Origin of the sequence: Kitasatospora sp. NPDC051164 (assembly GCF_044455625.1) — a bacterium.
Classification (GTDB): domain Bacteria; phylum Actinomycetota; class Actinomycetes; order Streptomycetales; family Streptomycetaceae; genus Kitasatospora.
The window spans coordinates 292713-306222 of record NZ_JBITFB010000004.1 but is presented as its reverse complement, the minus strand read 5'-3'; the positions used below and the strand labels follow the sequence as shown (position 1 = coordinate 306222).

At 73.4% G+C, this 13510-nt stretch carries 13 protein-coding genes; 10 read left to right on the top strand and 3 right to left on the bottom strand.

The window, feature by feature from the left end; genetic code table 11:
• Positions 1–5 precede the first annotated feature (5 nt).
• The 5 genes from ACIBEC_RS08470 to ACIBEC_RS08450 all read left to right on the top strand — a co-directional run bounded on the left by ACIBEC_RS08470 (position 6) and on the right by ACIBEC_RS08450 (position 5833).
• A complete protein-coding gene (locus ACIBEC_RS08470) occupies positions 6–1274 on the top strand; it encodes a sensor histidine kinase (protein ID WP_360492901.1) in 1269 nt (422 codons plus the stop codon).
• The gene (locus ACIBEC_RS08465; protein ID WP_360492898.1) at positions 1271–1948 is read left to right on the top strand and encodes a response regulator transcription factor; all 678 of its coding nucleotides are present in this window, start codon (positions 1271–1273) and stop codon (positions 1946–1948) included. Before ACIBEC_RS08470 ends, ACIBEC_RS08465 begins: the two co-directional genes overlap by 4 nt.
• Positions 1949–2211: 263 nt before the next feature.
• The gene (locus tag ACIBEC_RS08460) at positions 2212–2499 is read left to right on the top strand and encodes an SHOCT domain-containing protein (RefSeq protein ID WP_360492895.1); all 288 of its coding nucleotides are present in this window, start codon (positions 2212–2214) and stop codon (positions 2497–2499) included.
• The gene (locus ACIBEC_RS08455; protein WP_360492892.1) at positions 2496–3251 is read left to right on the top strand and encodes an ABC transporter ATP-binding protein; all 756 of its coding nucleotides are present in this window, start codon (positions 2496–2498) and stop codon (positions 3249–3251) included. The genes ACIBEC_RS08460 and ACIBEC_RS08455 overlap by 4 nt, the downstream gene beginning before the upstream one ends.
• 8 nt (positions 3252–3259) lie before the next feature.
• Positions 3260–5833 (top strand): FtsX-like permease family protein, encoded by a 2574-nt coding sequence (locus tag ACIBEC_RS08450; protein WP_360492889.1) that lies wholly within the window; start codon positions 3260–3262, stop codon positions 5831–5833.
• A 123-nt stretch (positions 5834–5956) separates the two neighbouring features.
• On the opposite strand, the gene ACIBEC_RS08445 is transcribed toward ACIBEC_RS08450, so the two are convergent.
• From ACIBEC_RS08445 to ACIBEC_RS08435, 3 genes are all read right to left on the bottom strand, one after another.
• Positions 5957–6841, bottom strand: a complete 885-nt coding sequence (locus ACIBEC_RS08445; protein ID WP_360492886.1) for a metallophosphoesterase — start codon at positions 6839–6841, stop codon at positions 5957–5959.
• Between the two features lie 172 nt (positions 6842–7013).
• A complete protein-coding gene (locus ACIBEC_RS08440) occupies positions 7014–7292 on the bottom strand; it encodes a DUF4190 domain-containing protein (protein ID WP_360492883.1) in 279 nt (92 codons plus the stop codon).
• Between the two features lie 68 nt (positions 7293–7360).
• Positions 7361–7516, bottom strand: a complete 156-nt coding sequence (locus ACIBEC_RS08435; RefSeq protein ID WP_189918519.1) for a hypothetical protein — start codon at positions 7514–7516, stop codon at positions 7361–7363.
• Positions 7517–7635: 119 nt separating this feature from the next.
• Here ACIBEC_RS08435 and ACIBEC_RS08430 point away from each other — a divergent pair, with 119 nt between their 5' ends.
• The 5 genes from ACIBEC_RS08430 to ACIBEC_RS08410 all read left to right on the top strand — a co-directional run bounded on the left by ACIBEC_RS08430 (position 7636) and on the right by ACIBEC_RS08410 (position 13509).
• Positions 7636–8265 (top strand): TetR family transcriptional regulator, encoded by a 630-nt coding sequence (locus ACIBEC_RS08430; protein WP_360492881.1) that lies wholly within the window; start codon positions 7636–7638, stop codon positions 8263–8265.
• A 168-nt stretch (positions 8266–8433) separates the two neighbouring features.
• Positions 8434–9258 (top strand): serine protease, encoded by an 825-nt coding sequence (locus ACIBEC_RS08425; RefSeq protein WP_360492878.1) that lies wholly within the window; start codon positions 8434–8436, stop codon positions 9256–9258.
• Between the two features lie 256 nt (positions 9259–9514).
• The gene (locus ACIBEC_RS08420; RefSeq protein ID WP_360492875.1) at positions 9515–11008 is read left to right on the top strand and encodes a S28 family serine protease; all 1494 of its coding nucleotides are present in this window, start codon (positions 9515–9517) and stop codon (positions 11006–11008) included.
• 178 nt (positions 11009–11186) lie between these two features.
• Positions 11187–11891, top strand: a complete 705-nt coding sequence (locus ACIBEC_RS08415) for a TetR/AcrR family transcriptional regulator (RefSeq protein ID WP_360492873.1) — start codon at positions 11187–11189, stop codon at positions 11889–11891.
• Positions 11875–13509 carry an acyl-CoA dehydrogenase family protein gene (locus ACIBEC_RS08410; protein WP_360492871.1) on the top strand — a complete coding sequence of 545 codons (1635 nt, stop codon included), beginning with the start codon at positions 11875–11877 and terminating at the stop codon, positions 13507–13509. Before ACIBEC_RS08415 ends, ACIBEC_RS08410 begins: the two co-directional genes overlap by 17 nt.
• Position 13510: the final 1 nt, after the last annotated feature.

Sequence of the window (13510 nt, the reverse complement as noted above, 5' to 3'; positions counted from 1 at the left end):
TGGGCATGATGCCGCCCACGTCCCAGCCGCCGGAGCCGCCTGCGGAGGAGCCGCCGGAGCCGTCCGCGGAGGATCCGGCCGCGCCGGAGCCGCCCGAGCCGTGGCGCCCGCCGTGGGTGCGCGCGGCCAAGGCGGGCCTGCCGCTGGGGCTGGCGGCGGCGGTCGCGGTGGTCCAGCTGGTCGGCTCGCGGTTCGCCGCGCACAACCAGCCCGGGCGGGCGCCGCTGGACGCGTTCGGCTACCTCCTGCTGCTGCTCGGGCCGGCCCTGCTGGTGCTGCGCTGCCGCCGTCCGGTCGCGGTGGTGGCCGGCACCTCGGTGGTCACCGCCGGGTACCTGGCCGCCGGGTACCCGTACGGGCCGGCGTTCCTGAGCTGGCTGATCGCCTGCTGCGCCGCGATCGCCGCCGGGCACCGCCGGGCGGCCTGGGCCGGCCTGGGCGGGGTCTACCTGGTGCACGTGCTTGTCACCTTCGTGCTGCCCGCGAGCTGGCAGCGGGCCGCCCCGCCGTCCGGCACCGCCTGGCTGCAGGAACTCGGGCTGCTGGCCTGGCTGCTGCTGGTGCTGGCGATCGCCGAGATCGTCCGGTTCCGGCGCGAGCGGATCGCCGCCCACCGGGCCTTCCGCCAGCAGCTGGAGGAGCGCCGGGCCAACGAGGAACGACTCAAGATGGCCCGGGAGTTGCACGACATCCTGGCGCACAGCCTGTCACTGATCAACATCCAGGCGGGGGTCGCGCTGGCGCTGCTCGACCGGCGGCCGGAGGAGGCCCGCACCGCGCTGGTCACCATCAAGTCGACCAGCAAGGAGGCGCTCGGCGAGGTCCGCCAGGTGCTGGCGACGCTGCGCGGGCCCGGGGCGGCGCCGCGCGGCCCGGCCCCCGGGCTGGACCGGCTGGACGAACTCACCGAGCAGGCCGACCGGGTGGGACTGGAGGCCGAGGTGCACGAGCGCGGCGAGCGCCGCGCGCTGTCCGCCACCGTCGACCTCACCGCCTTCCGGATCGTCCAGGAGGGCCTCACCAACGTCATCCGGCACTCGGCGGCCCGGCAGGCGGTCGTGGTGCTGGACTGGACGGACCCCGCCCTGCTGGTGGTCCGGGTCGAGGACCCGGGGCCGACGGTGGTCTCCGACGTCGGCGGGTCCGGCAGTGGGCTGGTCGGGATGCGGGAACGCGCGGCCGCGTTCGGTGGCACCATCACGGCGGGGCCGCTGCCCGGCGGCGGCTTCCGGGTCCGGGCGGAGCTGCCGACACCGAAGGCGGGGAATGAGTGATTCGGGTACTGCTGGCGGATGACCAACTGCTGGTCAGGGCGGGCTTCCGGGCCCTGCTGGACCTGCAGGACGACCTCACGGTGGTCGGCGAGGCGGACGACGGGGAGGCGGCGCTGCAACTCGCCCGCGAACTCGTGCCGGACGTCGTGCTGATGGACATCCGGATGCCGCGGATGGACGGGCTGGAGGCGACCAGGAGGATCGCCGAGGACCCTGCGCTGTCCTCCGTACGGGTGGTCGTGCTGACCACCTTCGAGCTGGACGAGTACGTCTTCGAGGCGCTGCGCTCGGGGGCGGCGGGCTTCCTGGTCAAGGACACCGAGCCGGCCGACCTGCTGCGGGCGATCCGGGTCGCGGTCGCGGGGGACGCGCTGCTCTCGCCGGGGGTGACCAGACGGCTGATCGGCGAGTTCGCCGCCCGCTCCAAGGCCCCCGAGGCGGCGCCGAAGGGGCTGACGGACATCTCGACGCTGACCGAGCGGGAGCGCGAGGTGCTGGCGCTGGTCGGGATGGGGCTGTCCAACGAGGAGATCGCCCGGCGGCTGGTGGTCAGCCCGCTGACGGCGAAGACGCATGTCAGCCGGGCGATGGTGAAGCTCGGGGCGCGGGACCGGGCGCAACTGGTGGTGCTGGCCTACGAGTCGGGGCTGGTGCGGCCGGGCTGGCTGGGCTGAGCGGCGGATTCCGTCCCGGCGCGGACGCTCCCGGTGGGCTACTCCCTGCGTGCCTACGCCCGGGCGTGCCTACTCCCGGGCGCGGGCGCTCCCGGGTGCGGCTACTCCCGGCCCGGCGTGTCACCGGCCGCTCGTACTCTCCCGGGAGTATCCCGACTGCCGCTGCTGGTAGGACGCGTGATGAGACCCCTCGGCGGGACGCTTCGGACACCTCGGGAACCGCCCGAGGTCCTGAAGGCCCACGGCCGAGGAGATGAACCACCATGTACACGCAGCTCGCCGACTGGCACGGGCCTGGACCCTGGATCCTGCTGATCCCCCTGGTCTGGATCGCCGTGGTGTTCCTGGTGATCGTGGTGCTGCGCCGCACGGTCTGGCGGCGCCGCGGCTGCGGCTTCGGGTACGGGGCCGGATCCGCCGCGGAGCACCCGCTGGCCGTCCTGGGCCGCCGCTACGCCGAGGGCGACATCGACGCCGAGGAGTACCGCGCCAAGCGGGCCGTGCTCAGCGAACCGCCGCGGGACGACGCACGGGGAGGTGGCGCCAAGTGACCACCCTCGACGTCGTACGCGGCACCGCCGCGCGGGTCGCCGACGCCGTGAAGATCCACGGCGTCGGCGGCACCGAGGTCCGGGCGCTGGACCACGTCACGGTGGAGTTCCCGTCCGGGCGCTTCACCGCGATCATGGGCCCCTCAGGCTCGGGCAAGTCCACCCTGATGCACTGCGCGGCCGGGCTGGACACGCTCACCGCCGGCAGCGCCTGGATCGGGGACACCGAACTCGGCTCGCTGAGCGACCGGCGGCTCACGCTGCTGCGCCGGGAGCGGATCGGCTTCGTGTTCCAGGCCTTCAACCTGGTGCCCACGCTCACCGTCCGGGAGAACATCACCCTCCCGCTCGACCTGGCCGGGGCCGCCCCCGACCGGGCCTGGCTGGAGGCGCTGATCGACGTCGTCGGCCTCGGCGACCGGCTGCAGCACCGTCCGAGCGAGCTCTCCGGCGGCCAGCAGCAGCGGGTCGCGGTGGCCCGGGCACTGGCCGGGCGGCCGCAGGTGGTCTTCGCCGACGAGCCCACCGGCAACCTCGACTCCCGCACCGGCGGCGAGGTCCTCGGCCTGCTGCGCCGGGCGGTGGACGAGATGGTCCAGGCCGTGGTCATGGTCACCCACGACCCGACGGCCGCCGGCTGGGCCGACGAGACGCTGTTCCTCGCCGACGGCCGACTGGTCGACCGGATGGAGCGGCCCAGCGCCGGGCTGGTGCTGGACCGGATGAAGGCCTTCGAACGGGGGCAAGCATGAGTGGGCGCATGAACACCGCCACCCTCAGGCTCAGCCTGCGGTCGCTGCGCGCCCACAAGCGGCGGCTGACCGGCACCCTGCTGTCCATCCTGCTCGGGGTGAGCTTCCTGACCGGCACAATGGTGCTGGGTGACACCCTGCGGGCCAACTTCGACACCCTCTTCGCCGACGCCAACGCGGGCACCGACGTCGTGGTCCGCAGCGCCGACGTCCTGGACTCCCCGGGCACGGCCGGCGGGGTGCGGGCGCCGGTGGCGGTGTCGCTCGCCGACCGGCTGCGCACGATCCCCGGCGTGGCGGCCGTCGAGCCGTCCGTCCAGGGCGCGGGTCAACTCATCGGGAGCGACGGCAAACCGATCGGCGGTCAGGGCCCGCCCACGCTGGCGGGCAACTGGCTCACCGACGGCCGGCTCAACCCGTACCGGCTGGCCGAGGGCCGGGCGCCGGCCGCCCCGGGCGAGGTCGTGGTGAACCGGGGCGCGGCGAAGTCGGGCGGGCTGCACCTCGGCTCGACCACCGTGCTGCGCACCCCGGACCCGGTGCCGGTCACCATCGTCGGCATCGCGACCTTCGGGGCGAGCGCGGACGGCATGGGGCCGAGCACCTTCACTGCGATGACCTTCGCGGACGCCGAGCGCTACCTCACGCCCAAGGGGGCAGGGCAGGCCGGTTCGATCCAGGTCCGCGCGGCCGGCGGGGTGTCCCAGCGGGAGCTGGTCGACCGGATCGCCCCGCAACTGCCCTCCGGCGTCGAGGCGATCACCGGTACGGCGGCCACCCAGGAGTCCACCCAGCTGCTGTCCGGGCGGTTCCTGACCATGTTCACCACGCTGCTGCTGGTCTTCGCCGGGATCGCGCTGCTGGTGGCGACGTTCACCATCCACAACACCTTCGCCATCGTGGTCGCCCAGCGGAGCCGGGAGAACGCGCTGCTGCGGGCGCTCGGCGCGGTGCGCGCCCAGGTGCTCGGGGCGACGCTGGCGGAGGCACTGGCGGTGGGCCTGCTGGCCTCGCTCGGCGGGCTGCTGGGCGGGATCGGGGTGGCGACCGGACTCAAGGCGCTGTTCTCGGTGCTCGGCTTCGCCCTGCCGACCGGCGGCATGGTGATCAGCGCGGCCGCCGTCCTGCTGCCGCTGCTGGTCGGGACGCTGGTCGCGGTGGGTTCGGCGCTGCTGCCGGCCGTCCGGGCCGGGCGGACGGCTCCGCTGGCGGCGCTGCGGGAGACCGGTGTCGACCGGGCGGCGCAGGGGCGCTCGGGCACCGTCCGGGTGGCGCTCGGCGGACTGCTGCTGGCCGGGGGTGTCCCGGTGGCCGTCCTCGGCGCCACCGACGGTCCGTCCGTCCTGCTGACGGCGGCCGGGGCACTGGCGGTGCTGGCGGGCACGGTGGTGCTCGGGCCGGTTGCCGCGGCCTTCGCGGTCCGGACGCTGGGCGCGCCGCTGCCCAGGCTGCGCGGCGTCTCCGGGGTGCTGGCCCGGCGCAACGCGGCCCGCAACCCGCGCCGGACGGCGGCCACGGCGAGCGCGCTGATGATCGGGGTCGCGGTGGTCACGCTGTTCACGGTCTTCGGCGCGTCGATCAAGGCCACCCTGGACTACACGGTGAGCAAGTCCTTCGCGGGCGATCTCGCCGTCACCACCGCCTCGTTCGGGGCCGGCGGCAGCGGGATCAGCCCCAAGGTGGCGGACGCCCTGGCCGGGCTGCCCGAGGTGCGGCAGACGGTCGGGCTCGGCCGGGGCGTCGCCCGGATCGACGGGCACGGGCGGACGCTGGACGTCACCGACCCGGCCCGGCTGTCCGGCATCGTCGACCTCGGCCGGGTCGACGGTTCGCTCGCCGCGCTCGGCACGGACGGGCTGGCGGTCTCCCGCAGCGAGGCGCAGCAGCACGGCTGGCGGCTCGGACAGACCGTCACCGTGGGTTTCACCGACGGCGCGAGCGGCCCCTTCACCGTCCGTGCGCTCTACGAGGGCGGCGGGCTGGCCGGGGACTACCTGATGACCAGGCAGGCCTGGGCCCCGCACCGGGGGCAGGACGCCGACACCATGGTCGCGGTTGGGCTGCGCGACGGCGTCTCACCGGGCGCCGGCAAGGCGGCGGTCGAGAAGGCGCTGGTCCCGTTCGGCAGTCCGCAGGTGCAGGACCGGGCGGAGTACGCCAAGAGCGCGGCCTCCGGCGTCGACATGATGCTCTCGGTGGTCTACGCGCTGCTGGCGCTGGCGGTGCTGATCGCGCTGCTGGGCATCGCCAACACCCTGACGCTGGCGGTGCACGAGCGGACCAGGGAACTGGGGCTGCTGCGGGCGGTCGGCCAGACCCGGGCGCAGCTGCGCGGCATGGTGCGCTGGGAGTCGGTGCTGGTGGCGGCGTTCGGCACGGTCGGCGGGCTGGGGCTCGGCGCCTTCCTCGGCTGGGCCCTGGTCCGGGCCTCGGACAGCGCCGGGACGGGGTCCTTCGCGATACCGCCCGAGCAGTTGGCCGTGGTCCTGGCGGCCGGGCTGCTGGCGGGCGCGGTGGCCGGCCTGCGCCCGGCGGGCCGGGCGGCGCGGCTGGACGTCCTGCGGGCGATCGCCACGGAGTAGGAGCCGATCGCGACGGAGGAGAAGGCAGAGAAGGAGGAGAAGGCAGAGAAGGAGGAGACGGAGGAGGAAACGGTGGGGTGACGGCGCGAGGAGGGCGTGAGGAGGAAGAGCCGGAGCAGGGAGTCAGTCCGCGGTCTGCGGGAACACCTCGCGCAGCAGCGGGTCCGGCAGGCCGCGCTTGCGCCACTCACGCGGGTAACCCAGCGAGACCTCCTCGAAGGGCACGCCGTCGTAGCTGGTCTTACGGGGGATGTGCAGGTGGCCGTAGATCATCGCCGCGGTGTTGAAGCGGCGGTGCCAGTCGGCGGTCAGCTCGGTGCCGCACCACTGGGCGAACTCGGGGTACCAGAGGATCTCGGTGGGGTGGCGGACCAGCGGGTAGTGGTTGACGAAGACGAGCGGGACGTCCGGGTCGCAGGCCGCCAGCCGCGTCTCGGTCAGCCGGACGCGCTCTCGGCACCAGGAGTCGAGGTCCGGGAACGGGTCGGGGTGGAGCATCCGCTCGTCCGCGCAGACGACGCCGCTCTCGTACGCGGCCGCCAGGGACTCCTCCTTGGTGGTCGTGCCCGGTGCACGGAAGGAGTAGTCGTACAGGAGGAAGAGCGGGGCGATACGGACCGGCCCGCCCGCGCCCTCCCAGACCGGGTAGGGGTCCTCGGGGGTCACCACGCCGAGGCGGCGGCAGAGTTCCACCAGGTGTTCGTAGCGGGCCACACCGCGCAGCTGGACCGGGTCCTCGGGGTGGGTCCACAGCTCGTGGTTGCCGGGCACCCACACCACGCGGGCGAAGCGCTCGGCGAGCAGGCCGAGGGCCCACTCGATGCTGGTGGTGAGTTCGGCGACGTCGCCGGCGACGAGCAGCCAGTCGTCGGGGTGGGTGGGCTGGATCTTCTCCACCAGGTCGCGGTTCTCCTGGTAGGAGATGTGCAGATCGCTCACCGCGAGGAGTCGTCCGCCCGTCGGGGTGGGCCGCGCCGGCTGTGCGTCGCTGCGGTTCTCCGTGGCCACTCCTGCCCCCTGAGGTCGTCCGGCCGATGTGGCCCACCCTATGTGCCGGGCCGGGGGAGCGGGGCGGATTGAAGGGATCAGTTGTTCGACTGTCGGACGGATCGACTGCCCGGCGGTTCGATGGCCCGACGGGTCGACTGTCCGGCGGATCGGCCGAGGAGCTGAGGACGGCTCAGGAGCTGAAGTCCATGAGCACACCGTGGGAGGTGGCGGTGGTGACGGCGAGGATCGCCAGCGAGGCGATGCCGAGCGCGAGGCCGAGGACGGCGCGGCCGCGGCGGCTGGTGCCACGGAGCAGGGCCAGGGTGGCGAGGGTGATGGCGATCGGGCCCAGGACGATGTTGAAGAGCAGCAGGCCCGGCAGGCCGAGGAGGAAGGAGGCGATGGCCAGGTTGTCGGCCTCGGCGGTCTCCCGGCGGCCGGCGTTCTGCGGGGTGGTGACGGTGCTCATGGCTGTGCGGGTCCTCTCTGGGAGTGGTCGCGGGAGTGGACGCGGGCGTGGTCCGGGGAGCGTCCGGGTCAGCGGTGGCGCAGGCGGGCGATGCCCTCGCGGGCGCCGAAGGCGAGCAGCCAGGCGGTGATGGCGGCGGAGGCGGCGAGGAACACCGGGAGCGAGGTGTGGGCGGCGGTACCGATCAGGACGGCCATGGCGACGAGGGCGGAGAACAGGATCACGGCTGACTCCTTCGACGGCGGCTGCGGTGGCGCCGGTTTCGGTTGACAAGTGTTTACTGACTTCGGCACCACTGTACCCCGGCTGGCCAAGTTCGGCAAACAACTGTTTACTGAATGACGTGAGTCACACCGTAGGGGTCAGACAGGCCCAGAAGCAGCAGAGTCGGCGGGCGTTGCTGGACGCGGGGTTGCACCTGCTGGCCGATCAGAACCTGGCGAGCCTCGGCGTCCGCGAGGTCACCCGGGAGGCCGGGCTCTCCCCGGCCGCGTTCTACCGGCACTTCCCGGACCTCGCCGCGCTCGGGGTCGCGCTGGTCGAGGAGTCGCTGGCCAGCCTGCACGTCATGATCCGCTCGGTGCTCGCCGAAGCCGGTGGCGCCGAGGAGCTGATCGACCGCGCGGTGGACGTGATCGAGCGGCACGTCCGCGAACACCGCGCGCACGTCCGCTTCCTGTCGCGCGAGCGGCACGGCGGGGTCCGGCAGGTGCGCGAGGCGATCGACGCCGAACTCGGCCGCTTTGCCGCCGAGGTGGGTGCCGCGCTCGCGCTGCAGCCGGTGTCGCGGGGGTGGAGCGAGCGGGACCTGCGGATGCTCGCCGAGTTGTACGTGGACCACATGGTGTCCACGGCCTCCGCCTTCCTGGAGGCGCAGGAGGCGGACCCGGCCCGGGAGCGGCGGATCGCCGCCACCGCGCGCCTGCAACTGCGCCTGATCAGCCTGGGTCGGCGCCACTGGCAGGGAAGTTGACCCGCGGGGCAGGGGGCACGAAGGCGCCCCGGCCCCGACGGCGGTGCCAACCGGGCATGGCGGATCGGGATGGCCTCTTTGTCGCGCTTTGCCTCTTGACAGGACGTCATGTCCGCGACAGCTTTGGTGGACCCCCACGTGGACCCCCCCCACACCGAGAGGTCTCTCATGAAGAAGCCGCTCATAGGCATGCTCGCCACGCTCCTGGCCGCCGGAGCCACCCTCGCCGGAGCCTCCCAGGTCCAGGCCGCCCCCTCGGCCACCGTCAACTTCGCCGGAGCGGTCGCACTCAGCAACTGCTCCGGCTCGCTGGTGCGGATGCCCGGCTCGGCCGCGAGCGACCCCGCGCTCGTGCTCTCCAACGGCCACTGCCTGGAGTCCGGCATGCCCGGCCCTGGCCAGGTGGTCCTCGACCAGCCCTCCAGCCGGAGCTTCACCCTGCTCAGCGCCAGCGGCGGACGTCTCGCCACGCTGCGCGCGACCAAGGTGGTCTACGGCGCGATGACCGACACCGACGTGTCGATCTACCAGCTGAACACCAGTTACTCCTCGATCCAGTCCCGGTACGGGATCGCCCCGCTGACCGTCGCCACCACCCACCCCGTCCAGGGCGCCTCGATCCGGGTCGTGTCCGGCTACTGGAAGAAGATCTACTCCTGCTCGGTCGACGGCTTCGCCTACCGGTTGAAGGAAGCCGACTGGACCTTCAAGGACTCCGTCCGCTACACCTCGAGCTGCGACGTGATCGGCGGCACCTCCGGCTCGCCGGTGGTCGACGCCTCGTCCGGCCAGCTGGTCGCCGTCAACAACACGATCAACGAGAGCGGCGAGCGCTGCACCCTGGACAACCCCTGCGAGGTCGACCAGAGCGGCAGCGTGACGGTGCGCCAAGGCATCGGCTACGCCCAGGAGACGTACGGGATCCCGGCCTGCTTCGCCACCGGAAACCGGTTCGACCTAACCCTCCCGGGCTGCGCCCTGCCCCGCCCTTAGGCGCCCGCCCCGCCCATAGGCGGCCGCCCCGCCCTTAGGCGCCCGCCCGCGCGTGGGCGAACCAACGGCCCAACGGCCCAACGGCCCAACGGCCCAACGGCCCAACGGCCCAACGACCAGCGCCTTTGCCCCGATGGGCCACCCGCCGACGGCGGATGGCCCATTCGGCCGTCCACCGGGCGGCCGCCGTACCACCCGCACCGCAGAGTTGTGTCCACACGGCGGCAGTCATGTCCGTTGACCAGATGGAGAGTTGATGACCACCACGCTGAGAAGACTGTTGATTTCCACCCTGCTGTTACCGCTGCTCGCGTTCGGCGGGCTGGCGTCCCCGGCGCTGGCCGCCGACGCCCAGGGCGCCCGGGCGGCCGGGTCGGCCCACGGCCGGAGCCCCGCCGACGACCCGAACGCCGACATCAAGGACCGGCTGGTGGCAATCCCCGGGGTGACCATCACCGAGGAGAAGCCGACCGACGCGGACCACCGCTACTTCCTCGCCACCTACACCCAGCCGATCGACCAGTTCCGCCCCTGGCTGGGCACCTTCCAGCAGCGCTTCAGCCTGCTGCACCGCGGCTACGACCGCCCGACCGTCTTCTACACCAACGGCTACACCCTGGGCACCACCCCGTCCCGCACCGAGCCGACCCGGCTGGTGGACGGCAACCAGGTCTCCATCGAGTACCGCTTCTTCACCCCCTCGCGCCCCGACCCGGCGGACTGGTCCAAGGCCGGCATCCGCCAGGGGGCCGCCGACTCGCACCGGCTGGTGACCGCGCTCAAGCGGATCTACCAGCAGGAGTGGCTGTCCACCGGTGCCAGCAAGGGCGGCATGTCCTCCACCTTCTACCGCCGCTTCTACCCGGACGACGTGGCCGGCACGATCGCCTACGTCGCGCCGAACAACACCGACGTCAACGACTACGCGGCCTACAGCGAGTTCTTCCGCACCGTCGGCACCCCCGAGTGCCGGGACCGGCTGAACGCCGCCCAGCGCGAGCTGCTGGTGCGCCGCGACCGCCTGGAGACCCGCTACGTCGCCGACAACAAGGCGGCCGGCTCCACCTTCAACACCCTCGGCACCCCGGACCGCGCGTACGAGGCGGGCGTGCTGGACGTGGTCTGGGCGTTCTGGCAGTACAGCCTGGAGGCGGACTGCGCCAAGGTCCCGGTGGCCGCCACCGCGACCGACGACGAGCTGTACGCCTGGTTCGACGCGCAGTCGGGCATCACCGGCAACAGCGACCAGTCGCTGGCGAAGTACACCGCGTACTACTACCAGGCCGCCACCGAGCTGGGCGCACCGTTCTTCGACGTCTCGCGCCTGAAGGACCTGCTGCACTACGACTACAAGGAGCTCTACTCGGCCCGCACCTACGTGCCGAAGGAGATCCCGACCGCCTTCAACCGGAACGCGATGCCCGACATCGACCGCTGGGTGAAGCGCGAGGGCGAGCGGATCATGTACGTCTACGGCGGCAATGACCCGTGGGGCGCCAAGCCGTTCCACCTCGGCCGGGGCAGTGAGGACAGCTACGTCTACACCGTGCCCGGCGGCAACCACGGCTCCAACATCGGCAAGCTGCCCGCCGAGCAGTCGGCGGAGGCCACCGCCAAGGTGCTGGAGTGGGCCGGCCTGGGCGACCAGGACGCCGCCCGCTCCCTGGCCAAGTCGCCGCAGCTGATCCCGGCCTTCGGCCCGCTGGACGTCGAGGGCCAGCGGCAGGAGCAGGAGCGCCGCCCGCTGTAGCGCGTCGGCGATCACCACGAACTGAGGAGGCTGCCCCGCTGCCCGGGGTGGCCTCCTCGCGTCGTCCGGGGAGACCCGACCCCGGAAACCCCTACCCCGGCAGCCCGGACCCCGGAAGCCCGGCCCCCGGCGGCCCAGCCCCCTCCCCGAAGCGCTGAATCAGTGCTTCAATGCTTCCGTGGCCTACCGACGCACGCCCGCCGTACAAGCCCGTCTGGACGCCCAGCGCGAGGCGGTGCTGCAGTCGGCCGTCCTCCTGCTCGCCGAACGCGGTTACGGCGGCTGCACGATGGCCGCCGTGGCGGACCGCGCCGGGATCGCCACCGGCAGCCTCTACCAGCACTTCGCCAACAAGGCCGAGCTGTCGGTGCAGCTGTTCCGCCGGGTGGTCACCCGCGAGATCGACGCGGTCAACGCGGCCGCCGCCCAGTGGGACACCCCGCAGCGGCGGATCGCCGCCGTCGTCGAGACCTTCGCCACCCGCGCCCTGCGCGCGCGCCGGCTGGCGTACGCGTTGCTGGTCGAACCCGCCGACGCGGTGGTGGACGGTGAGCGCCTGGTGTTCCGGCGGGCGTTCCGCGATGTGATCGCCACCGAGATCGCCGCCGCCGTGGCGAGCGGCGAACTGCCCGAGCAGGACCCGGTGCTGACCGCTGCGGCCCTGGTCGGCGCGGTCGGCGAGGCGCTGGCCGGCCCGCTCGCCGGCGAATCCGCCGAGCCTGCGGGGCCCACCGGGCCCACGCCCACCGATCCCGCCGGCCCTGCCAGGCCCCCCGGGCCCGCCACGCCCACCGATCCCCGGAGGGCCGCCGCCGAGGTGGTCCCCGCCCTGGTCTCCTTCACCCTGCGTGCCCTGGGAGGACGCGATGACAGCGACGCATGAGGTCACCAACCAGGTGCCCCTGCCGTACGGACACGACACCGCCGCCGACCCCGCGCTGCTCGCCGCCCTGCGGCGGGCCGGCGCGGGCTGGGCCGAGCCCGAGCTGCGCGAGCTGGGCCGGCTGGCCGGCTCCGAGCAGGCCGCCGAGTGGGGCCGGCTGGCCAACGAGAACCCGCCGGTGCTGCGCACCCACGACCGCTTCGGTCACCGGATCGACGAGGTCGAGTTCCACCCGTACTGGCACGAACTGATGCGCACCGCCGTCTCGTACGGCCTGCACGCCGCGCCCTGGCGGGACGAGCGCCCCGGCGCCCACGCCGCCCGCGCCGCCAAGTTCTTCGTCTGGAGTCAGGTCGAGGCCGGCCACACCTGCCCGATCTCGATGACCTACGCCGCCGTCCCGGCGCTGCGTGCGACCCCCGCCCTGGCCGAGGAGTGGGAGCCGCTGCTGGCCGCGAAGGAGTACGACTTCGGGCTGCGCGAGCCGCGCACCAAGCGCGGGCTGATCGCCGGCATGTCGATGACCGAGAAGCAGGGCGGCTCGGACGTCCGCACCAACACCACCACCGCGGTCCCGCAGCCGGACGGCACCTACCGGATCACCGGCCACAAGTGGTTCACCTCGGCGCCGATGTCCGACCTGTTCCTGACGCTCGCCCAGGCCCCGGGCGGGCTCAGCTGCTTCGCGCTGCCGCGCGTCCTGCCGGACGGCAGCCGCAACCGCCTGCACCTGATGCGGCTCAAGGACAAGCTCGGCAACAAGTCCAACGCCTCCGCCGAGCTGGAGTACGACGGCGCGGCCGGCTGGCTGGTCGGCGAGGAGGGCCGCGGGGTGCCGACCATCATCGAGATGGTCAACATGACCCGCCTGGACTGCACCATCGGCGCCGCCTCCGGCATGCGCTACGGCGCCACCCGTGCCGTCCACCACGCCCTGCACCGGCGGGCGTTCGGCAAGGCGCTGGTCGACCAGCCGCTGATGCGCAACGTGCTGGCCGACCTGGTGGTGGAGTCCGAGGCGGCCACCACGGTCGCGATGCGGCTCGCCCAGTCCACCGACCTCGCCCTGGCCGGGGACGAAACCGAGTCGCTGGTACGGAGGTTGGGCCTGGCGGTGGCCAAGTACTGGGTGTGCAAGCGCGGTCCGGCGCACGCCGCCGAGGCGCTGGAGTGCCTGGGCGGCAACGGCTACGTGGAGGAGTCCGGGATGCCCCGGCTCTACCGCGAGGCGCCGCTGGTGTCGATCTGGGAGGGCTCCGGCAACGTCGCCGCCCTGGACGCGCTGCGCGCCATGGCCAAGCGCCCGGAGAGCGTGGAGGCCTTCCTCGGCGAACTCGACGCCGCCGCGGGCGCGGACCGCCGGCTGGACGCGGCCGTCGCCGCGCTGCGCAAGGAACTCACCGACCTGACCGACCTGGAGTACCGCACCCGCCGGCTGGTGGAGTCGATGGCGCTGGCCTTCCAGGGCTCGCTGCTGGTCCGGTACGGCGACCCGGCGGTGGCCGACGCGTTCTGCGCCGGCCGGCTGGGCGGCGACCACGGCGCGGCCTTCGGCACCCTGCCGGCGGGGGTCGACACCGAGGCGATCATCGACCGCGCCCGCCCGGTGCCCGCGTGAG